This is a genomic window from Tardiphaga sp. P9-11 (assembly GCF_008329525.1).
In the GTDB taxonomy this organism is placed as follows: Bacteria; Pseudomonadota; Alphaproteobacteria; order Rhizobiales; family Xanthobacteraceae; genus Tardiphaga.
Genome location: NZ_NPKQ01000004.1, coordinates 18,057 through 38,094, shown reverse-complemented (window position 1 = coordinate 38,094; position 20,038 = coordinate 18,057). Strand labels below are relative to the sequence as shown.

The following is a 20,038-nucleotide window of genomic DNA, read 5'->3' as shown; positions in this document are numbered from 1 at the left end:
ATTTTTAGGCAGTCTTCTTCTGTTCGCCCCGGACAACCGTCCAGTGCTTCAGCTTCGACATCGGCTTGCTCTCTTCGATCCACACCATGTCGCCCGGCTTGAACTCACTGTTCTCGTCGTGGGCATGGTAGTTTTTCGAACGGCGAATGGTCTTCTTGTAGATCGGGTGCGTGAAGCGACGGTCAACGCGCACAACAACCGTCTTGGTTTGCTTGTCGCTGACGACCACGCCCTGCAGAGTACGTTTTGGCATGTTCGGCCCCTTACTTCGACTTACCGTCGCGCTTCTGCGCGGCGATGGTCTTGATTCGTGCAATATCACGGCGAGCCTCACGGAGTCGCGTGGTATTTTCCAGCTGCCCGGTGGCGCGCTGGAAGCGCAGGTTAAAGCGCTCCTTTTTCAGATTGAGGACAGCGTCATCCATCTGATCGGGGCTCATTGCGCGGATATCGCTGGATTTCATATCGGCCATGGCTCTACTCCGCAATGCGCGTAACGAAACGCGTCTTGATCGGCAGCTTGGCGGCAGCGAGGGTCATCGCTTCCTTGGCAATCTGCGTGGTGACGCCGTCGATCTCGAAGATCACACGGCCTGGCTTGACGCGAGCAACCCACAGTTCCGGGGTACCCTTGCCGGAGCCCATGCGGACTTCAGCGGGCTTCTTCGAAACCGGAAGATCCGGGAATACGCGGATCCAGACGCGGCCGGCACGCTTCATGTGACGGGTCAGCGCGCGGCGGGCGGCTTCGATCTGACGCGCGGTCAGACGTTCCGGCGCCATTGCCTTCAGGCCGAACTGACCGAAAGCCAGCGTGGCGCCCGAAGTCGCAACGCCGTGAATCCGGCCCTTATGCGCCTTCCGGAACTTGGTCTTCTTTGGTTGCATCATGGCTTACGCCCTCAAACCTTCTAATTAAACGCTCAAGCAGCGTCGCGACGCGGCCGGGAATTGTCACCCTCGGCCATCCGCTTGTCCTGAGCCATCGGATCGTGCTCGAGGATTTCGCCCTTGAAGATCCAGACCTTGACGCCGCAGGTGCCGAACGTCGTGAACGCGGTGGCTACGCCGTAATCGATATCCGCACGCAGCGTGTGAAGCGGCACGCGACCTTCGCGATACCATTCCATACGAGCGATTTCCGCACCGCCCAGACGACCCGAGCAATTGATACGAATGCCTTCGGCGCCGAGACGCATGGCCGACTGCACTGCCCGCTTCATCGCGCGGCGGAACGCAACGCGACGCTCGAGCTGCTGTGCGATCGACTCGGCGACCAGCGTCGCGTCGAGCTCCGGCTTGCGGATTTCGACGATGTTGATCACCACGTCCGAAGAGGTGATGTCGGCAACCTTCTTGCGAAGCTTGTCGATGTCGGCGCCCTTCTTGCCGATCACGACACCCGGACGAGCCGACTGGATCGTGACGCGGCACTTCTTGTGCGGGCGCTCGATGATGATCTTGGCGACGGCAGCCTGCTTGAGCTCCTTGTGCAGGATCTCGCGGATCTTGACGTCTTCGTGCAGCAACTTGCCGTATTCGTTCTTGCCGGCATACCAACGTGAATCCCACGTACGGTTGATGCCAAGACGCAGACCGATTGGATTGATCTTCTGACCCATCTTATTCTCCTGCGCCTGCTTACGCTGCTGCTTCTACCTGACGAACGACGATCGTCAGCTGCGCAAACGGTTTAAAGATACGGCCCGAACGGCCACGGCCGCGCGGACTGAAACGCTTCATGACGATGCCCTTGCCGACATGGGCCTCGGAGACGATCAGCGCGTCAACGTCGAGGTCATGGTTGTTCTCGGCGTTTGCGATAGCCGATTCCAGGCACTTCTTCACGTCGACCGCGATCCGCTTGCGCGAAAACTGCAGGTCGGCGAGTGCTGCCGAAGCCTTGCGGCCGCGGATCATCTGCGCAACGAGGTTCAGCTTCTGCGGGCTCACGCGCAGCATGCGGGCGATCGCCTTGGCCTCGTTATCCGGGAGGCTCCGTTCGCGCTTTGGCTTGCTCATAGTCCTTAGCCCTTCTTGGCTTTCTTGTCGCCGGCGTGGCCATGGAAGGTACGGGTCGGCGAGAACTCGCCGAACTTGTGACCGACCATTTCCTCGTTCACAGCGACAGGTACATGCTTCTGGCCGTTGTAAACGCCGAAGGTGAGACCCACGAACTGCGGCAGGATCGTGGAGCGACGGCTCCAGATCTTGATCACATCATGACGACCAGACGAACGAGCGGCATCTGCCTTCTTGAGCAGCGAACCCTCGACGAACGGGCCTTTCCAGACTGAACGAACCATGTCCGGCGATCCTTACTTCTTCCGCTTGTGGCGGCTGATGAGAATGAACTTGTTGGTCGACTTGTTCGACCGGGTCTTCTTACCCTTGGTCGGCTTGCCCCAGGGCGTAACCGGGTGACGACCACCCGAGGTACGACCTTCACCACCACCGTGCGGATGGTCGATCGGGTTCATGACGACGCCGCGGTTATGCGGACGCCAGCCGAGCCAGCGGGTACGACCAGCCTTGCCGATCGAGATGTTCATGTGATCCGGGTTCGACACAGCGCCGATGGTGGCGGTGCAACGACCGTGAACCAGGCGTTGTTCGCCCGAGTTCAAACGGATGATCACGTAATCATGGTCACGACCGACGAGCTGGGCGTAAGTGCCGGCCGAGCGAGCGATCTGGCCGCCCTTCCCGATCTTCATCTCGACGTTGTGGATGATCGTGCCGATCGGCATGTTGCCGAGCGGCATGACATTGCCCGGCTTCACGTCGACATAGCTGCCGGCGATGACGGTGTCGCCAACGGCCAGACGCTGCGGCGCCAGGATGTAGTTCAGTTCGCCATCGGCGTACTTGATCAGCGCGATGAACGCGGTGCGGTTCGGATCGTATTCCAGACGCTCGACCACGGCCGGAACGTCGACCTTGGAGCGCTTGAAATCGACCATACGATAAGTCTTCTTGTGGCCACCGCCACGGAAGCGAACCGTAATACGACCTGTGTTGTTACGACCGCCTGCCGAGTGCTTGCCTTCGGTCAGAGACTTGACCGGCTTGCCCTTGTACAGCGCCGAACGATCAACCATGACCAGCTGACGCTGGCCCGGTGTCGTGGGATTGAATGTCTTAAGTGCCATCGTTGATCGCCCTTACAGTCCGGTCGTGACGTCGATGCGGTGGCCCTCTTCGAGGGTCACGATCGCACGCTTGACGTTCGACTGTGAACCGAGGTTGCCACGGAAGATCTTCGTCTTGCCCTTGCGAACCAGCGTGTTCACGCTCTTTACCTTGACGTCGAACAGCTTTTCGACGGCTTCCTTGATCTGCGGCTTGGTGGCCTTGCCGTCGACCTTGAAAACAACTTTGTTGAATTCAGAAGCGACAGTGGCCTTTTCCGTCACCACGGGGGCGACGATCACGTCATAATGGCGCGGGTCGATATTCTTCATTTGAAGCGCGCCTCCAACGCATCAAGCGCCGCCTTGGTCAGAACCAGCTTCTGACGACGCAGAATGTCATAAACGTTGATGCCCTGGATCGGCAGCACGTCGATGTTCGGAATGTTACGGGCCGCCTGAGCAAAACCGGCATGAACCTCGGCGCCATCGATGATCAGCGCATTGGTCAGGCCGAGACCCGAGAAATGACCGAGCAGAGCCTTGGTCTTGGCGGCTTCCAGGTTGGCGTTCTCGATCACGATCAAGCCACCGTCCTTGGCCTTCGCCGACAGAGCATGCTTCAGCGCGAGTGCACGGACCTTCTTCGGCAGATCGAACGCATGGGAGCGAACAACCGGACCGAATGCACGACCACCGCCGCGGAACTGCGGAACGCGAGCCGAACCGTGACGAGCACCGCCGGTGCCCTTCTGCTTGTACATCTTCTTGCCGGTGCGCCAGATCTCGGCGCGACCCTTGGCCTTGTGGTTGCCCGACTGGCGCTTTGCGAGCTGCCAGTTGACGCAACGCTGGATGATATCGACGCGGGGGTCGAGACCGAAGATCGCATCCGACAGCTCGATCGAGCCGGCGTCCTTGCCCTCAAGCGTGGTGACGGTCAATTTCATCTCACACGCCCTCCTGCTCGGCCGCAGGTGCTTCAGCAGCACCCTCACCTGCCAACTTGAACTTGCCGGGCTTCGGCGCGTCCTTCGGCAGAGCCTTCTTCACTGCATCGCGAACCGAAATCCAGCCGCCCTTGGAGCCGGGAACGGCGCCTTCGACGAGGATCAGGCCGCGCTCGACATCGAGCTGCACAACACGCAGATTCAAGGTCGTGATCTTGTCGACACCCATGTGACCGGGCATCTTCTTGTTCTTGAACGTCTTGCCGGGATCCTGACGACCACCGGTCGAACCGATCGAACGATGCGAAACCGACACACCGTGCGTGGCGCGGAGACCGCCGAAGTTCCAGCGCTTCATGCCGCCGGCGAAGCCCTTACCGACCGAGGTGCCGGTGACATCGACGAACTGGCCAACCACGAAGTGGTCTGCCTGGATTTCAGCGCCGACCGGGATCAGCGCGTCTTCCGACACGCGGAATTCCGCGACCTTCCGCTTGGGTTCAACCTTGGCAACCGCGAACTGGCCGCGTTCAGCCTTGGGCAAATACACGGTCTTGCGCGAGCCCGATCCGAGCTGCAGCGCGACGTAACCGTTCTTCTCGCTGGTGAGGTGGCCAACCACCTGGCAGTTACCCAGCTTGAGCACGGTCACAGGGATATGTTCACCGGCGTCTGTGAAGACCCGGGTCATCCCGACCTTTTGTGCGATCACTCCGGAGCGCATCGGCGTGCTTCCTGTTCTTTCTGTCCGTTTGACCGGACGGGACCTAAAATACTTAGAGCTTGATTTCGACGTCGACACCGGCGGCCAGGTCGAGCTTCATCAAAGCATCGACTGTCTGCGGGGTCGGATCGACGATATCGAGGAGACGCTTGTGAGTGCGCATCTCGAACTGCTCGCGGCTCTTCTTGTCGACGTGCGGCGAACGGTTGACCGTGAACTTCTCGATGCGCGTCGGCAGCGGGATGGGTCCACGGACCTGTGCACCCGTGCGCTTCGCGGTGCTCACGATCTCACGGGTCGATGCATCGAGGATACGATGGTCGAACGCCTTGAGACGAATGCGGATATTCTGGCCGTTCATTGCCGTGTCTTTCTTTGAAAGCGAATGGTTGTTGCGAGTAGCGAGTAGCGAGACCCGCTACTCACGACTTCCTGTTCGCGTCCTTACTCGATGATGCTAGCGACGACGCCTGCACCGACGGTGCGGCCGCCTTCACGGATGGCGAAGCGCAGCTTCTCTTCCATCGCGATCGGCACGATCAGGTGCACTTCCATGGCGATGTTGTCGCCCGGCATCACCATTTCGGTGCCTTCCGGCAGATGCACCACACCGGTCACGTCGGTGGTGCGGAAGTAGAACTGCGGACGGTAGTTGGTGAAGAACGGCGTGTGACGGCCACCCTCTTCCTTGGTCAGAATGTAGGCCTCGGCCTTGAACTTGGTGTGCGGCTTCACCGAACCCGGCTTGCACAGCACCTGGCCGCGCTCGACGTCTTCACGCTTGGTGCCGCGCAGCAGTGCGCCGATGTTGTCGCCGGCCTGGCCCTGATCGAGCAGCTTGCGGAACATTTCAACGCCGGTGCAGATCGTCTTCTGCGTGGCGCGGATACCGACGATTTCGATTTCCTCGCCGACCTTGACGATGCCGCGCTCGACGCGACCGGTCACGACCGTACCACGGCCCGAGATCGAGAACACGTCTTCCACCGGCATCAGGAACGGCTGGTCGATCGGACGCTCCGGCTGCGGGATGTAGGCGTCGACCGCCTTCATCAGTTCGAGGATGGCGTCGTGGCCGAGCTTTTGGTCCGAGTTTTCGAGAGCGGCCAGCGCCGAACCCTTGATGATCGGAATGTCATCGCCCGGGAAGTCGTACTTCGAGAGAAGTTCGCGCACTTCCATCTCGACCAGTTCGAGCAGTTCCGGATCGTCGACCATGTCGCACTTGTTCAGGAACACGACCAGCGCGGGAACGCCGACCTGGCGGGCGAGCAGGATGTGCTCGCGGGTCTGCGGCATCGGACCGTCAGCGGCCGACACGACCAGGATGCCACCGTCCATCTGGGCGGCGCCGGTGATCATGTTCTTCACATAGTCGGCGTGGCCGGGGCAATCGACGTGGGCGTAGTGGCGGTTGGCGGTCTCGTATTCGACGTGCGCCGTCGAAATGGTGATGCCGCGGGCCTTTTCCTCGGGCGCCTTGTCGATCTGGTCGTAAGCGGTGAACGTGGCACCACCCGATTCAGCCAGGATCTTCGTGATCGCCGCCGTCAGCGACGTCTTGCCGTGGTCGACGTGACCGATCGTACCGATATTGCAGTGCGGCTTGTTACGTTCAAATTTTGCTTTGGCCATGACTCTCTCCGTTTAGTCGTCAACTGTCGCTAACGACAATCAGGCAAACTTTTTCTGGACTTCTGCCGACACATTGGCCGGCGCTTCCGCGTAGTGATCGAATGACATCGAGAACGTTGCACGACCCTGGCTCATCGAGCGCAGCGTGTTCACGTAACCGAACATGTTCATGAGCGGCACCATCGCGTTGATGACGTTGGCGTTGCCGCGCATATCCTGACCCTGGATCTGACCGCGCCGCGAGTTCAAGTCGCCGATGACCGAACCGGTGTAGTCTTCCGGGGTCACGCATTCGACCTTCATGATCGGCTCGAGCAGAACGGACTTGCCCTTCTGCAACGCATCGCGAAGTGCGGCGCGCGAAGCAATTTCGAAGGCCAGTGCCGACGAGTCGACGTCATGGTAAGCGCCGTCAACCAGCTGGACATGAACGTCGACCACGGGGAAGCCCGCGACCACGCCAGAGGTCATGACGCTGTTGAGACCCTTTTCGACGCCGGGGATGTATTCCTTCGGAACCGAACCACCGACAACCTTGGATTCGAACACGAAGCCCGAACCCGGCTCGCCCGGCTCGACCACGAACTTGACGCGGGCGAACTGACCGGTACCACCGGTCTGCTTCTTATGGGTGTAATCGACCTCGGCGCGCTTCGTGATCTTCTCACGGAACGCCACCTGCGGTGCGCCGATGTTCGCATCGACCTTGTAGGTACGACGCAGAATGTCGACCTTGATGTCGAGATGGAGTTCGCCCATGCCCTTCAGAATGGTCTGACCGGATTCCACATCGGTGGACACGCGGAACGACGGATCTTCCGCAGCGAGCTTCGCCAGAGCGACGCCCAGCTTTTCCTGGTCGGCTTTGGTCTTCGGCTCGATCGCGATCTCGATGACCGGCTCAGGGAATTCCATCTTTTCCAGGATGACCTGCTTCTGGGGATCGCACAGGGTGTCACCGGTGCGGGCTTCCTTCAGACCAGCCAGCGCAACGATGTCGCCGGCATAGGCTTCCTTGATGTCTTCGCGGTTGTTCGCATGCATCAGCAGCATGCGACCGATACGCTCCTTACGGTCGCGCGTCGAATTGACGACGCCCGTGCCCGAGATCAGCGTGCCGGAATAGATGCGGCAGAACGTGATCGTGCCGACGAACGGATCGTCCATGATCTTGAAAGCGAGCAGCGCAAGCGGCTCAGAGTCATTCGGAAGACGAAGGATTTCGTTGCCTTCATCGTCCATACCCTTGATGGCAGGAACGTCAACGGGCGACGGCAGATAATCGACAACGGCGTCGAGCAAGGGCTGCACGCCCTTGTTCTTGAAGGCCGAACCGCACAGCACGGGATAGAAAGCACCGGTCAGCACGGCCTTGCGGATCATGCGCTTAAGGGTGGCTTCGTCCGGCTCGGTGCCGTCGAGATACGCAGCCATGACGTCATCATCGAGTTCGACGGCGGCTTCGAGCATCTTCTCGCGATATTCCTTAGCCTTCTCAAGAAGGTCAGCCGGAATGTCGACAGTTTCGTATTTCGCGCCGAGCGCTTCGTTGTTCCAGACATACGCCTTCATGATCACGAGGTCGATCATGCCGACGAAGTCATTCTCAGCGCCGATCGGCAGCTGGATCGCAACGGGCTTTGCACCGAGACGGTCGATAATGTCCTGGAGGCACTTGTAGAAGTCAGCGCCGGTCTTATCCATCTTGTTCGCGAAAACGATCCGCGGAACCTTATACTTGTCGCCCTGACGCCAGACGGTCTCGGTCTGCGGCTCAACACCCTGGTTGCCGTCAAGCACGACAACGGCCCCGTCGAGCACGCGCAGCGAACGCTCGACTTCAATCGTGAAGTCAACGTGGCCGGGAGTGTCGATGATGTTCAGGCGCTTGCCGTTCCAGAACGCGGTGGTGGCAGCCGAAGTGATCGTGATGCCACGCTCCTGCTCCTGCTCCATCCAATCCATCGTCGCTGCACCTTCGTGCACTTCGCCGATTTTGTGGCTCTTGCCGGTATAGTACAGGATGCGCTCGGTCGTCGTCGTCTTACCGGCATCGATATGCGCCATGATCCCGAAATTTCGGTAATCTTCGATGGCATGTACGCGGGGCATGGGCTCGTCCTTAAATCCGTTGTTTCGCTGTTACCAGCGATAGTGCGAGAACGCGCGGTTGGCTTCCGCCATCTTGTGCACGTCTTCCCGCTTCTTCACGGCGTTACCACGGTTGTTCGAAGCATCGAGCAGCTCAGCCGAGAGACGCTCGGTCATGGTCTTCTCGTTGCGAGCGCGCGCAGCGGTGATCAGCCAGCGAATGCCCAGCGCCTGGCGCCGAATGCTGCGAACCTCAACTGGCACCTGATAAGTGGCGCCACCGACGCGACGCGAACGAACTTCAATCGTCGGCATCACATTTTCCAGAGCCTGCTCGAACACGCCGAGCGGACCCTGCTTGGTCTTCGCTTCGATCATTTCGAAAGCACCGTAAACGATGGTTTCGGCGGCAGACTTCTTGCCGTCATACATGATCGAATTCATGAACTTGGTGACGATGATGTTTCCGAACTTCGGATCCGGATTAACTTCACGCTTTTCAGCTGAATGGCGACGAGACATCGATCAGACCCCGGCTTACTTCGGACGCTTCGCGCCGTACTTCGAACGACGCTGCTTACGGTTCTTGACGCCCTGGGTATCCAGCACGCCGCGGAGGATGTGGTAACGCACGCCGGGCAAATCCTTGACGCGACCGCCGCGGATCATGACCACGGAGTGCTCCTGAAGGTTATGACCTTCACCCGGAATGTAACCGATGACTTCGAAGCCATTGGTCAAACGCACCTTGGCAACCTTACGAAGCGCCGAGTTCGGCTTCTTCGGAGTCGTCGTATAGACGCGCGTGCAAACGCCGCGCTTCTGCGGCGACTGCTGCAGCGCAGGAACCTTTTTGCGCGACTTCTGAATTGCGCGCGGAGTAGCGATCAGCTGGTTGATCGTCGGCATGTCAGCCTTCACCCTTTAGTTCGCTCGAAGCCGTAACGGCTTCCTCAAAATCACTCGGAGCAACCTGCCCCACGGTTCGCATCACGTGAAAAGCTTCACGCAAAACGAAATCACGCCAACCATTCATTGCTGAACGGAAAGCGCTTAACGCCACAGAGGACCGCGATCACGACCGTCAGACTTGCGCCTTCAGGTCTGCACCGAGGTCATGCATTCGAATTTAATCTCAGGAGAGAAGTCTCTCAGGAGACAAACGTCGTTTTGGCATTGCCTTGATATAGCGACAGCGTTTGAGCTTCTTGGTCGAGGTTGGTGCCCGATTAGCTCCGGAAAGCCGATTGGGTGGTCCGTTCCGACACTGGCGAAGCTCACCGCCTGTCGTTGAATGGCCGGGTTGTATCCGCAGGGGATATCCAAGTCAACAACAAAGCGCGATGAAAGAAACGCTTCTCGCACTGCATCTTCTAGCATGTGGATCATGACAGAACATACGCAATTTCGAGGCCCGCCATGTCATCCACGACAGAATCTGCGACTCGGATTCGTTGCAGTTTGATGAAAGAGAATCGTCTGGGTTGCGAAGATTTTAGGTCTGTCCGCCGGCCCGCAGCTCCTGCGGACCGAACCCCGTCCCGAATCGACACAGCCCCAAAGAATCGTCTGGCATCAAATGTTACCTGGCCGCTTTCACGGAGCGAGGCCGCCCTTCCCGCCCACGCCGGTCAATCAGGCCGCTGCGGGGAGTCGCGCGATGACCTTGATCTCGAAATCGAAGCCCGCCAGCCAGTTGACTCCGACCGCGGTCCAGTTCGGGTAAGGCGCGTCGCCGATCACAGCCAATCGCACGGTGTTAACCGCCGCGAACTGTGTGGCCGGGTCGGTGTGGAACGTGGTCACGTCAACCACGTCGTCGAATGTGCAACCTGCCGCTTTCAGCACGGCCGCGAGGTTATCGAAGGCCAACTGGACCTGTCGTTCGAAATCCGGCTCCGGCGAGCCATCTTCCCGGCTGCCGACCTGGCCGGAGACAAACAGCAGGTCGCCTGAGCGGATCGCCGCCGAATAGCGGTTGATCTCGTAAAGTGCTTGCCGGCCCGCCGGGAAAATCGGGTCGCGTCTGTTCATGGTGTCGGTCCTGTTCAAAGATGATATACGCCCCGTATGTCAAAATAATCAGACATACGCCCCGTATGTCAATATACATACGCCGCGTATATTTCTTGTGGGAGACGGCAGTGGTCGCAACACGGCGTGCGGAGATGGTGAAAGAGACCCGGGCCCGGCTCATCCGGGCGGCCCGGACGGCTTTCGCCGCCAAAGGCTACGCGGCGGCATCGATGGACGATCTGACCGCCGAAGCCGGCCTCACGCGCGGCGCGCTCTATCACAACTTCGGCGACAAGAAGGGTTTGCTGCAGGCCGTCATCGATCAGATTGACGCGGAAATGCTGGCGCGCATGCGCGCTGCCCATGGTCAGGCTGACACCGCATGGGACGGCTTTCTCAACGAAGGCGTCGCCTATATCAAAATGTCTCTCGAGCCGGAGATCCAGCGCATCATGCTGCTGGACGGCCCCGCCGTACTTGGCGATCCCTCACAATGGCCGAACCAGACGGCGTGTCTGCGCACCACGACACAGGCGATCCAGCGGCTGATCGACAATGGAACGGTCAAGCCCGTCGATGCCGAAGCGGCGGCCCGTCTGATCAATGGCACGGCGCTCAACGCCGCCCTCTGGATCGCTGCCGCCGACGATCCCCACGCAGTCCTTACGAAAGCTGTCGAGGCTTTCCGCCAGCTCGCGGCGGGCTTGCTGCGAACGGCGGGATGACCGCCTCACACATCCTCAGATGCGCTCACTCGTCGTCGTCATCCTCGTCATCATCATCGCCGGCAGATGACCTGTGCCGCTGGTCGTCCCAGAGCTGGCGATAGGTACCGTTCAGCGCCAGCAGCTCCTTGTGCGAGCCGCGCTCGATCGCCTTGCCGCCATTGATGACGATGATTTCGTCCATATCCACCACGGCCGCCAGTCGGTGAGTCGACGAAATCAAGGTGCGGCCCTTGGCGAGTTTGAAGAGCGTCTTGTTGAGCGCCGCCTCTGTCGTCTGGTCGAGGGCCGACGTCGCTTCGTCCAACAGCAGCACCGACGGATTGCGGACGACGGCCCGCGCAATGGCGATGCGCTGGCGCTGGCCGCCAGAGAGCGTATCGCCGCGTTCGCCGACCTGGGTGTCGTATTTGTCCGGCAGGCTCATGATGTAGCGATGTATCTCGGCTTTTCGCGCTGCCTGCTCGACTTCCTCGTCGGTCGCGCCCTCCTTGCCGAGCCGGATGTTCTCGCGGATCGACATGTTGAACAGCATGTTCTCCTGGAACACCACGGCCATGTGTCCGCGCAGAGATTCGCGCGTGACCTTGCGGATATCGACGCCGTCGATGGACACCCTGCCCTCGTCCGGCACATAGAGCCGCAGGATCAGGTTGAGCAGCGTGCTCTTTCCGGAACCCGACGGGCCGACAATGGCGACGGTCTTGCCGACATTGATCTTGAGGCTGAGATTGTCGAGCACCGGCTGCCGGCTGTTCTCATACTTGAACGAGACGCGGTCGAACGTGATGTCGTTGACGATGCGCGGCAGCTCCGGCGCACCGGGCTTGTCGGCGCCGCGAGTGGGCTCGTCGAGCATCTCTTCCATGTGCCGCACGGCTGCTGCTGCCTGGATCGACACCGGGATGAAATGCATCACATGGGCGATGTTGTAGGACACCTCCCAGAACGCGCTTTCGAACGTCACGAAAGTGCCGACAGTAATCTGGCCCTTGGTGGCGAGATAGGCGCCGATCGCCAGTACCACCAAATGCAGCAGCAGCACCGAAACGGTGACCGAGCGCTCGACCATGGTCGACAGGAAGGTCGCCGCCGCGATCCTGTCGCGCGTTTCGTTGTTGCGTAGCCGGAACCAGCCCATGGTGCGGCGCTGCAGGCTGAAAGCCTTGATCACCGCCTGTGCGGCGATGTTTTCCTGCACCATGCCGAGTACTGAAGCTTCGCTGAGCTTCTGGTCGTAATTGGCCTGCACCGCCTTCGGCGTCAGAATGCGGGGGCCAATCAGCGTGATCGGGAACACCAGTAGTGCGACGGCAGCCAGCTGCCAGTTCAGATACAGCATCAGCACGATGCCGGCGATCAGTTCAAGGAACGGCAATAATGCACTGTTGGCGAAGCTCTTGATCGCCGTCTCGAAAGACGACAGATCGATCGAGAAACGGGACAGGATTTCGCCGCGCTTAGTGCGGGCGAAATAGGCCGACGGCAGATCCTGCACGTGATCGAATAGACGCGAGCGAACATCCGTGATGACCGAGGCTGCCAGTTTGGCGTCCCAACGCTCATACCAGATCGCGACGATCGACGTGACAATACCGGCGACGGCCAAGACCGACAGGATCTTGAACAGCGCGTCGAAATCTTCCTCGCCGAGCGCGTCGTCGATCAGATATTTGAGGCTGAGCGGCATGATGACGTTGAACAGCGTCTCGACCAGAACGCCGAAGCCAACGAAGCCAAGCAGTTTGCGATACCTGCCGAGCAATGGCCGCGTGAAACGATAGACCGTCCCGAAGGCGCCAGCGGCCTCGCGCGCGGTAAAGACGACCAGTTCCTCGTCATCATCGTCGTCGAGTTCGTCCTCGTCTTCATCCTCATCGTCGTCATCATGGACGGCAGGCTTGGCTTTTGCCGTCTTGTCGACAGCCGGCGGTTTCGTGCTGGGAACCGAAGCAGCGGCAGCGCCGACCGGGAGCGCAAACTTGTCATCGAGCGGCGTGACCGGCTCGGCCGCGTTCTTGTCGTCAGATGGAGGCTTTGGAGGTGGCTTCGACGCCATGGAACGAACCGTTGCTGCACGGTCCTTCGACCGCAAGAATCAATGAAGCGGCCCGTACAGCCACGGCAATGATCCTATGCGATCAGAATGTCCTCGGCAAAGCAACCGAAGGCGGATGCCAAAGATCAATCCTCGGCATCGACCTTGTCGAAGAACGAGTAACGCAGGCTGTCCGCGTCGGCATACCAGTGGCCCGGCCCCTTGCCGGCAGCCAATGTCGCTTCCCACACTGCTTCGGTGCAGTCACGGCGATGCATCGACAGGTCGAAACCGTTGCCGAAGAACAGTTCCGACCACTCCCACCAGGTGCCGAGCTTCTTGACGCCGCGCAGCAGGTCGTAGCGATCGATCACCGCCGGCGCCATGTCCGATGTGACCGAACCGAAGACGAGGCCGGTCTTCACGACGCGGTTGAGCTCCTGCACGGCGGTCACCACCTGCTTGTCGCTGACGTGGCACAAGCTGGTCTCGAACACGAAATCGAACTGCCCGGCCTTGAACGGCAGATCGGTGATCGAGCCGAGCTTGTTGTACTTCTGCAGCGCCTTTGGCGTCTTGCCGTGGATCGCCTTGTTGTTCTCGACACCCCAGGCATCGATGCCCCTGGCGCGCAGCGCGCCGACCAGTTCGCCTGATGCCGAGCCGGCGACCAGCAGCTTGTAGCCCTTGGCGCGGCCCCAGACGATCTTGATGAGATTTGTCAGATACGCAGGGTCGGTGAACTGGCTCCAGACCTCGTTGTAGGGACCGATACCGCGATAGTTTTGGAAATAGTCGCGATCGATCTTGTCGGAGATCGTCGTACCATTCTGACCCTGCACACGACGCAGGCGCATCATCTCGGTGAGGATAATGTCGGTGGCGGCATCGGAGGAGTCGAGCAGACCGTTCAGCGTCGAGTCGAACAGATAATCGCCGACTACGACGAGGCCCGGATGATCCTTCGGCTCCGGCCGGTGATTGGTCATCACGTCGCGCACCGGCATGCCGCCGGGGATCGCGTTGACCGACGAGAGCCAGCGATGAATCTTGCCTTCCAGTAGATGCGCACGCGCATCGCCAAACGAGGCTGGCAACGACTTCAGCGCGGCATCGATCAACTCATCATCTGTGAGATTGGCAAAGGCCAGCGCGTCGGAGCCTGGCACCAGCCAGTTTAGCACACCGTGCTTGCCGACATCGTGACGCGCGCCCTCGTTATAGACACAGCAGCCACCGAAAGCTTCCGACATGAACCAGGCGCCGGGAATCTGATCGCCCCAGAACGGCGTATCGAACAGCAGCGAGATGCGCAGATAGTGCGCCGGGCGGTCGAAGTAAGCGACATGCTTGACCATCGATTTGCGCAGTTGCTCGCCGTCCCAGCGCATGGTCGCCAGCCACGAATGCGGCAGGCACATCACCACGAGATCGAAGTCGCGGGTATCCGACCCCTTGCCGTTCATCATGTCGAGCTGATAACGGCCTTGCTCGGTCTTGCCTACCTTGAGCACACGGTGATTCAGCCGGATGTCGGCATCGACTTCCGACTGCAGGCAGGAGATCAGCTGCTCGTTGCCGTTCTGGATCGAATAGAGGCCGATATAGCCATCGACATCCATCACGAAGTTCTTCAGCGCATTGAGGCCGTTGGTGTTGTGCGTCTCGGTCGCGATGTCGGAGCGTGCCATCACCTTCAGGAAGCGCTTGGCGGTGGGATCGCTGACTTCCTTATCAAGCAGCTCCTCGGCATTTATCCATGCCCAGGGGTGTTCGTTGTCGTGCGAACCGACGCCTTCGTAATATTCGATCGGCGACACCATGCTCGCGCACTTCTTGCGGAAAGCTTCGATGGCGGCTGCGGTCTTGGCGCCGTATTTCTTGCGCATGCCCGGCACGTCGTTGAGCAGCTCGCCGTCCAGCTGCACCTGCTCGGCATCCATCGGAATCGTCTGCAGGCCGAAATGCTGGATCAGTTCGCGCAGCGGATCCGGCCCTGTCATCGAGTAATCGTAGATTTCCGCAACGCCAGCTTCGTACATGGCGGGCGCTGTATCGAACTTGCGCGTGAGAATCTTGCCGCCGACGCGGTCGGACGCCTCGTAGATGGTGACACGACAGAGATCGCCGAGCTTCTTCTTGAGATACCAGGCACTCATCAGGCCGCCTGGACCACCACCAACAATTGCAAGATCAAGCATAGGTTTCTTTCACGCGTCGTGTTTGCCGGCGGCAATATCCGGCAACGGTCGATGTAACGTATTCCCAGCCAAAGCGGAATTCGCTGACGCTGCAAGGCTGGCCCGTCGACTCGCGCTAACCCCCTCCAAGTGAAAACATTTTTCAGCTGAAGGAAAGATGAACAAAAGCATGTAGTGCGCCGCAACACACGTCAGACGCGAAAAAGGCCGGCTTTCGCCGGCCTTTTCCATGGCATTGATGTGATCTGCAGTGACCGATTATTCGCCCGACGGCAGCATCAGCGGTTCTTCTGCCGGAGCCGACGGTACGATCGCCGCCTGCTTCTCGCGCTCGTCGAGGATCATCTTGTCGCGCTTCATTGCGACTTCGCGGATCTTCGCCATCGAGGCGCCGGTACCGGCCGGGATCAGACGGCCGACAATGACGTTTTCCTTGAGGCCTTCGAGCGGGTCCACCTTGCCGTTGACGGCAGCTTCGGTGAGCACGCGCGTGGTCTCCTGGAACGATGCTGCCGAGAAGAACGAACGGGTCTGCAAGCTGGCCTTGGTGATGCCGAGCAGCACAGGGTTTCCGGTCGCGATCTTCTTGCCTTCTTCCTTGGCCTTCAGGTTCAGCGCGTCGAACTCGATCTTGTCGATCTGTTCGCCCGAGATCATGTCGGTCTCGCCCTGATCGGTGATCTCGACCTTCTGCAGCATCTGACGAACAATCACTTCGATGTGCTTGTCGTTGATGAGCACGCCCTGCAACCGGTAAACTTCCTGGATTTCGTTGACCAGATAGGCAGCGAGTTCCTCGATGCCCTTGATCGCCAGAATGTCGTGCGGCGCGGGATTGCCTTCGACGATATAGTCGCCCTTTTCGACGACGTCGCCGTCCTGCAGATGGATCTGCTTGCCTTTCGGAATGAGGTACTCGCGAGTCTCCTCGTTCTTGTCGATCGGCTCGATCGAAATCCGGCGCTTGTTCTTGTAGTCGCGCCCGAAACGGATCGTGCCGCTGATTTCCGCGATGATCGCCGCGTCCTTTGGCTTGCGGGCCTCGAACAGTTCGGCCACCCGCGGCAGACCGCCGGTGATGTCACGCGTCTTCGCGCTTTCCATCGAGACACGGGCGAGAATGTCGCCCGACGTCACCTTGGCATCGACGTCGACCGACAGAATCGCGTCAGGCGACAGCATGTAGCGGGCATCACCGCCACGTGCGAGCTTGAGGATCTTGCCGTCCTTGCCCTTGACGACGATGGCCGGACGCAGATCCGCACCACCACGCGACGAACGCCAGTCGGTGACGACGCGCTTGGCGATACCGGTCGACTCGTCGAGCGTTTCCGTAATCGACTGGCCGTCGATCAGATCCTCGAACCCGATCGTGCCGTCGACTTCGGTCAGCAACGGACGGGAATACGGATCCCATTCCGCGATGCGCTGGCCACGCTTGATGGTGTCGCCGTTGGCCACGTGAACGCGAGCGCCGTACTGAATACGATGCGTTGCGCGCTCGGTACCGTCGGCATCGCTGATCGCGATGACCATGTTGCGCACCATGGCAACCATGTGACCTTCGCCGTTCTTGGCGATGGCCTCGTTCTTGATCGTCACCTTACCGTCGAAGTTCGACTCGATCACCGACTGCTCGTTGAGCTGCGCCGCACCACCGATGTGGAACGTACGCATCGTCAGCTGCGTGCCGGGCTCACCGATCGACTGCGCCGCGATGACGCCGACAGCCTCACCGTGGTTGACAGGCGTACCGCGAGCAAGATCGCGACCGTAGCAAGTACCGCAGATGCCGTTGACCAGTTCGCAAGTGAGAGCCGAACGGATCTTCACTTCCTGGATACCGGCCTGCTGCAGCAGATCCACGTCACGCTCTTCCATCAGCGTGTTACGCTTGATCAGCACCTTGTTGGTGTTCGGATCGCGAATGTCTTCGCAGGCCGAACGACCAAGGATACGCGACGCCAGCGATGCTACCACCGAACCGGAGTCGATGATGGCGCGCATCTTGATGCCAAGATTGGTGCCGCAATCGCTCTGCGTGATGATGCAGTCCTGCGCCACGTCGACGAGACGACGGGTCAGGTAGCCCGAGTTCGCGGTCTTCAACGCGGTGTCCGCGAGGCCCTTACGAGCGCCGTGGGTCGAGTTGAAGTATTCGAGAACCGACAGACCTTCCTTGAAGTTCGAGATGATCGGCGTCTCGATGATTTCACCCGACGGCTTGGCCATCAGGCCGCGCATACCGGCGAGCTGACGCATCTGGGCCGGCGAACCACGGGCACCGGAATGCGCCATCATGTAGATCGAGTTGATCTGGGCTTCTTCACCCTGCGCATTCTTCTTCACCGAGGAGATTTCTTTCATCATCTCCTTGGCGACTTCTTCGCCCGCCTTCGACCAGGCGTCGACGACCTTGTTGTACTTCTCACCGTGGGTGATCAGACCGTCGTTGTACTGCTGTTCGAAGTCCTTCGCGAACGCACGCGTAGCGTCCACGATCTTCCACTTCGAAGCCGGCACCACCATGTCGTCCTTGCCGAACGAGATGCCCGCCTTGAACGCGTTGTAGAAGCCGAGCGCCATGATGCGATCGCAGAAGATCACGGTCTCTTTCTGACCGCAGTGACGGTAGACCTGATCGATGACGCCCGAGATTTCCTTCTTGGTCATCAGCTTGTTGATGACGTCGTAGGGCATCTTCGGCGACTTCGGCAGAACCTGACCGAGCATCGCACGGCCGGCAGTGGTTTCGATCAGACGCGTGACCGGCTTGCCGTCCGCATCGAGGCCCGACCAGCTGTACTTGATCTTGGTGTGGAGGTGGATGACCTTCGCATGCAACGCATGCTCGATCTCCGCCATCTCGCGATACAACTTGTTTTCGCCCGGGAGACCCGCACGCATGGTCGACAGGTAGTACAGACCCAGCACGATGTCCTGCGACGGCACGATGATCGGCTGACCGTTCGCGGGATGCAGGATGTTGTTGGTCGACATCATCAGGACGCGCGCTTCCAGCTGCGCTTCAAGCGACAACGGGACGTGAACGGCCATCTGGTCGCCGTCGAAGTCGGCGTTGAAGGCCGAGCAGACCAGCGGATGCAGCTGGATCGCCTTGCCTTCGATCAGCACCGGCTCGAACGCCTGGATGCCCAAACGATGCAGCGTCGGCGCGCGGTTCAGCAGCACGGGATGCTCGCGAATGACCTCGTCGAGGATGTCCCAGACCTCGGGACGCTCTTTTTCAACGAGCTTCTTCGCCTGCTTCACCGTGGTGGACAGACCCTTGGCGTCGAGACGCGAATAGATGAACGGCTTGAACAGTTCGAGCGCCATCTTCTTCGGCAGGCCGCACTGATGCAGACGCAGTTCCGGACCGACGACGATGACCGAACGGCCCGAATAGTCGACGCGCTTGCCGAGCAGATTCTGACGGAAACGACCCTGCTTGCCCTTCAGCATGTCGGCCAGCGACTTCAGCGGACGCTTGTTGGCGCCGGTGATGACACGGCCACGGCGACCGTTGTCGAACAGTGCGTCGACGGCCTCCTGCAGCATGCGCTTTTCGTTGCGGATGATGATGTCCGGCGCGCGGAGCTCCATCAGACGCTTCAAGCGGTTGTTACGGTTGATGACGCGGCGATAGAGATCGTTCAGATCCGACGTCGCGAAACGGCCACCATCGAGCGGCACCAGCGGACGCAGATCCGGCGGGATCACCGGCACCACCGTGAGGATCATCCATTCCGGCTTGTTGCCGGAATAGCGGAAGGCCTCGACGATTTTCAGGCGCTTCGCGAGCTTCTTGTGCTTGATGTCGGACTCGGTCTCCTTCATCTCGACGCGCAGCTGCTCGTCGAGCTTCTCGAGCTCCAGACCCTTCAACAGTTCGCGGATCGCCTCGGCGCCGATCATGGCGGTGAAGGAATCCTGGCCGTATTCGTCCTGTGCCTTCAGATATTCTTCTTCAGACAGCAGCTGACGGTCCTTGAGCGCGGTGAGACCCGGCTCGAGAACGACGTAATATTCAAAGTACAGAATGCGCTCGAGATCCTTGAGCGTCATGTCCAGCAACTGGCCGATGCGCGACGGCAGCGACTTCAGGAACCAGATGTGCGCAACCGGAGCGGCCAGCTCGATGTGACCCATGCGCTCGCGCCTGACGCGCGACAGGGTCACTTCGACCGAGCACTTCTCGCAGATGATGCCCTTGTACTTCATGCGCTTGTACTTGCCGCACAAGCACTCGTAATCCTTGATGGGCCCGAAGATGCGGGCGCAGAACAGGCCGTCGCGCTCGGGCTTGAAGGTCCGGTAATTGATGGTTTCCGGCTTCTTGATCTCGCCGTAGGACCACGACAGAATCTTCTCCGGGGACGCAATCGAGATCCGGATCTGGTCGAAGACCTGAGCCGGAGTCGTCGGATTGAAGAGATTCATAATTTCTTGGTTCATCGTCTTCTCCTCGCGTGCCGATCGCCATCAGCAGCAAATTCGAAATTCTTTAGAGCCGCACACCCTGCC

20 protein-coding genes are annotated in these 20,038 nt (G+C 59.9%); 1 reads left to right on the top strand and 19 read right to left on the bottom strand.

Features of this window, described 5'->3' with window-relative positions:
• Positions 1–4: 4 nt before the first annotated feature.
• The 16 genes from rpsQ to CIW50_RS15425 form a co-directional block, all read right to left on the bottom strand.
• On the bottom strand, positions 5–253 hold the full coding sequence (rpsQ, locus tag CIW50_RS15500) for a 30S ribosomal protein S17 (RefSeq protein WP_068731481.1): 249 nt from the start codon (positions 251–253) through the stop codon (positions 5–7).
• Between the two features lie 10 nt (positions 254–263).
• Positions 264–473 carry a 50S ribosomal protein L29 gene (rpmC, locus tag CIW50_RS15495; protein WP_068731483.1) on the bottom strand — a complete coding sequence of 70 codons (210 nt, stop codon included), beginning with the start codon at positions 471–473 and terminating at the stop codon, positions 264–266.
• A 4-nt stretch (positions 474–477) separates the two neighbouring features.
• A complete protein-coding gene (gene rplP, locus CIW50_RS15490; protein ID WP_089268171.1) occupies positions 478–891 on the bottom strand; it encodes a 50S ribosomal protein L16 in 414 nt (137 codons plus the stop codon).
• A gap of 32 nt (positions 892–923) precedes the next feature.
• Positions 924–1,622, bottom strand: coding sequence for a 30S ribosomal protein S3 (rpsC, locus tag CIW50_RS15485; RefSeq protein WP_068731624.1), 699 nt, complete (start codon positions 1,620–1,622; stop codon positions 924–926).
• Between the two features lie 19 nt (positions 1,623–1,641).
• On the bottom strand, positions 1,642–2,022 hold the full coding sequence (rplV, locus tag CIW50_RS15480) for a 50S ribosomal protein L22 (protein ID WP_149532136.1): 381 nt from the start codon (positions 2,020–2,022) through the stop codon (positions 1,642–1,644).
• A gap of 5 nt (positions 2,023–2,027) precedes the next feature.
• Positions 2,028–2,306: a 30S ribosomal protein S19 gene (rpsS, locus tag CIW50_RS15475; protein ID WP_089268170.1), complete on the bottom strand. Its 279-nt coding sequence runs from the start codon at positions 2,304–2,306 to the stop codon at positions 2,028–2,030.
• A gap of 12 nt (positions 2,307–2,318) precedes the next feature.
• Positions 2,319–3,152 (bottom strand): 50S ribosomal protein L2, encoded by an 834-nt coding sequence (rplB, locus tag CIW50_RS15470; protein ID WP_149532135.1) that lies wholly within the window; start codon positions 3,150–3,152, stop codon positions 2,319–2,321.
• A gap of 12 nt (positions 3,153–3,164) precedes the next feature.
• On the bottom strand, positions 3,165–3,464 hold the full coding sequence (locus CIW50_RS15465; RefSeq protein ID WP_068731492.1) for a 50S ribosomal protein L23: 300 nt from the start codon (positions 3,462–3,464) through the stop codon (positions 3,165–3,167).
• Positions 3,461–4,081 (bottom strand): 50S ribosomal protein L4, encoded by a 621-nt coding sequence (gene rplD, locus CIW50_RS15460; RefSeq protein WP_149532134.1) that lies wholly within the window; start codon positions 4,079–4,081, stop codon positions 3,461–3,463. Before rplD ends, CIW50_RS15465 begins: the two co-directional genes overlap by 4 nt.
• Before the next feature lies 1 nt (position 4,082).
• Complete coding sequence (rplC, locus tag CIW50_RS15455; protein ID WP_149532133.1) at positions 4,083–4,805, bottom strand: 50S ribosomal protein L3; 723 nt, start codon at positions 4,803–4,805, stop codon at positions 4,083–4,085.
• Between the two features lie 52 nt (positions 4,806–4,857).
• A complete protein-coding gene (rpsJ, locus tag CIW50_RS15450; protein ID WP_013166261.1) occupies positions 4,858–5,166 on the bottom strand; it encodes a 30S ribosomal protein S10 in 309 nt (102 codons plus the stop codon).
• Positions 5,167–5,249: 83 nt separating this feature from the next.
• Positions 5,250–6,440, bottom strand: a complete 1,191-nt coding sequence (gene tuf / locus CIW50_RS15445) for an elongation factor Tu (protein ID WP_149532132.1) — start codon at positions 6,438–6,440, stop codon at positions 5,250–5,252.
• A 39-nt stretch (positions 6,441–6,479) separates the two neighbouring features.
• Entirely contained in the window at positions 6,480–8,552 is a 2,073-nt protein-coding gene (gene fusA / locus CIW50_RS15440; protein WP_068731500.1) for an elongation factor G, read from the bottom strand.
• Between the two features lie 30 nt (positions 8,553–8,582).
• Positions 8,583–9,053, bottom strand: coding sequence for a 30S ribosomal protein S7 (gene rpsG, locus CIW50_RS15435; protein WP_092152014.1), 471 nt, complete (start codon positions 9,051–9,053; stop codon positions 8,583–8,585).
• Positions 9,054–9,068: 15 nt separating this feature from the next.
• Positions 9,069–9,440: a 30S ribosomal protein S12 gene (rpsL, locus tag CIW50_RS15430; RefSeq protein ID WP_068731626.1), complete on the bottom strand. Its 372-nt coding sequence runs from the start codon at positions 9,438–9,440 to the stop codon at positions 9,069–9,071.
• 726 nt (positions 9,441–10,166) lie between these two features.
• Entirely contained in the window at positions 10,167–10,565 is a 399-nt protein-coding gene (locus CIW50_RS15425; protein WP_149532131.1) for a RidA family protein, read from the bottom strand.
• A 110-nt stretch (positions 10,566–10,675) separates the two neighbouring features.
• On the opposite strand from CIW50_RS15425, the gene CIW50_RS15420 reads away from it, so the two are divergent.
• Positions 10,676–11,272 carry a TetR/AcrR family transcriptional regulator gene (locus tag CIW50_RS15420; protein WP_246664286.1) on the top strand — a complete coding sequence of 199 codons (597 nt, stop codon included), beginning with the start codon at positions 10,676–10,678 and terminating at the stop codon, positions 11,270–11,272.
• A 25-nt stretch (positions 11,273–11,297) separates the two neighbouring features.
• Here the strand turns inward: CIW50_RS15420 and CIW50_RS15415 are convergent, their stop codons facing one another.
• From CIW50_RS15415 to rpoC, 3 genes are all read right to left on the bottom strand, one after another.
• Positions 11,298–13,331 (bottom strand): ABC transporter ATP-binding protein, encoded by a 2,034-nt coding sequence (locus tag CIW50_RS15415; RefSeq protein ID WP_149532130.1) that lies wholly within the window; start codon positions 13,329–13,331, stop codon positions 11,298–11,300.
• A 125-nt stretch (positions 13,332–13,456) separates the two neighbouring features.
• Complete coding sequence (locus CIW50_RS15410) at positions 13,457–15,511, bottom strand: FAD-dependent oxidoreductase (protein ID WP_149532129.1); 2,055 nt, start codon at positions 15,509–15,511, stop codon at positions 13,457–13,459.
• Positions 15,512–15,769: 258 nt separating this feature from the next.
• Positions 15,770–19,969 carry a DNA-directed RNA polymerase subunit beta' gene (gene rpoC, locus CIW50_RS15405; RefSeq protein WP_149532128.1) on the bottom strand — a complete coding sequence of 1,400 codons (4,200 nt, stop codon included), beginning with the start codon at positions 19,967–19,969 and terminating at the stop codon, positions 15,770–15,772.
• Positions 19,970–20,038 lie beyond the last annotated feature (69 nt).

Coding starts and splice junctions, on each gene's coding strand:
- rpsQ (WP_068731481.1), bottom strand. CDS start 253: ATGCCAAAACGTACTCTGCAGGGCGTGGTCGTCAGCGACAAGCAAACC.
- rpmC (WP_068731483.1), bottom strand. CDS start 473: ATGGCCGATATGAAATCCAGCGATATCCGCGCAATGAGCCCCGATCAG.
- rplP (WP_089268171.1), bottom strand. CDS start 891: ATGATGCAACCAAAGAAGACCAAGTTCCGGAAGGCGCATAAGGGCCGG.
- rpsC (WP_068731624.1), bottom strand. CDS start 1,622: ATGGGTCAGAAGATCAATCCAATCGGTCTGCGTCTTGGCATCAACCGT.
- rplV (WP_149532136.1), bottom strand. CDS start 2,022: ATGAGCAAGCCAAAGCGCGAACGGAGCCTCCCGGATAACGAGGCCAAG.
- rpsS (WP_089268170.1), bottom strand. CDS start 2,306: ATGGTTCGTTCAGTCTGGAAAGGCCCGTTCGTCGAGGGTTCGCTGCTC.
- rplB (WP_149532135.1), bottom strand. CDS start 3,152: ATGGCACTTAAGACATTCAATCCCACGACACCGGGCCAGCGTCAGCTG.
- CIW50_RS15465 (WP_068731492.1), bottom strand. CDS start 3,464: ATGAAGAATATCGACCCGCGCCATTATGACGTGATCGTCGCCCCCGTG.
- rplD (WP_149532134.1), bottom strand. CDS start 4,081: ATGAAATTGACCGTCACCACGCTTGAGGGCAAGGACGCCGGCTCGATC.
- rplC (WP_149532133.1), bottom strand. CDS start 4,805: ATGCGCTCCGGAGTGATCGCACAAAAGGTCGGGATGACCCGGGTCTTC.
- rpsJ (WP_013166261.1), bottom strand. CDS start 5,166: ATGAACGGCCAGAATATCCGCATTCGTCTCAAGGCGTTCGACCATCGT.
- tuf (WP_149532132.1), bottom strand. CDS start 6,440: ATGGCCAAAGCAAAATTTGAACGTAACAAGCCGCACTGCAATATCGGT.
- fusA (WP_068731500.1), bottom strand. CDS start 8,552: ATGCCCCGCGTACATGCCATCGAAGATTACCGAAATTTCGGGATCATG.
- rpsG (WP_092152014.1), bottom strand. CDS start 9,053: ATGTCTCGTCGCCATTCAGCTGAAAAGCGTGAAGTTAATCCGGATCCG.
- rpsL (WP_068731626.1), bottom strand. CDS start 9,440: ATGCCGACGATCAACCAGCTGATCGCTACTCCGCGCGCAATTCAGAAG.
- CIW50_RS15425 (WP_149532131.1), bottom strand. CDS start 10,565: ATGAACAGACGCGACCCGATTTTCCCGGCGGGCCGGCAAGCACTTTAC.
- CIW50_RS15415 (WP_149532130.1), bottom strand. CDS start 13,331: ATGGCGTCGAAGCCACCTCCAAAGCCTCCATCTGACGACAAGAACGCG.
- CIW50_RS15410 (WP_149532129.1), bottom strand. CDS start 15,511: ATGCTTGATCTTGCAATTGTTGGTGGTGGTCCAGGCGGCCTGATGAGT.
- rpoC (WP_149532128.1), bottom strand. CDS start 19,969: ATGAACCAAGAAATTATGAATCTCTTCAATCCGACGACTCCGGCTCAG.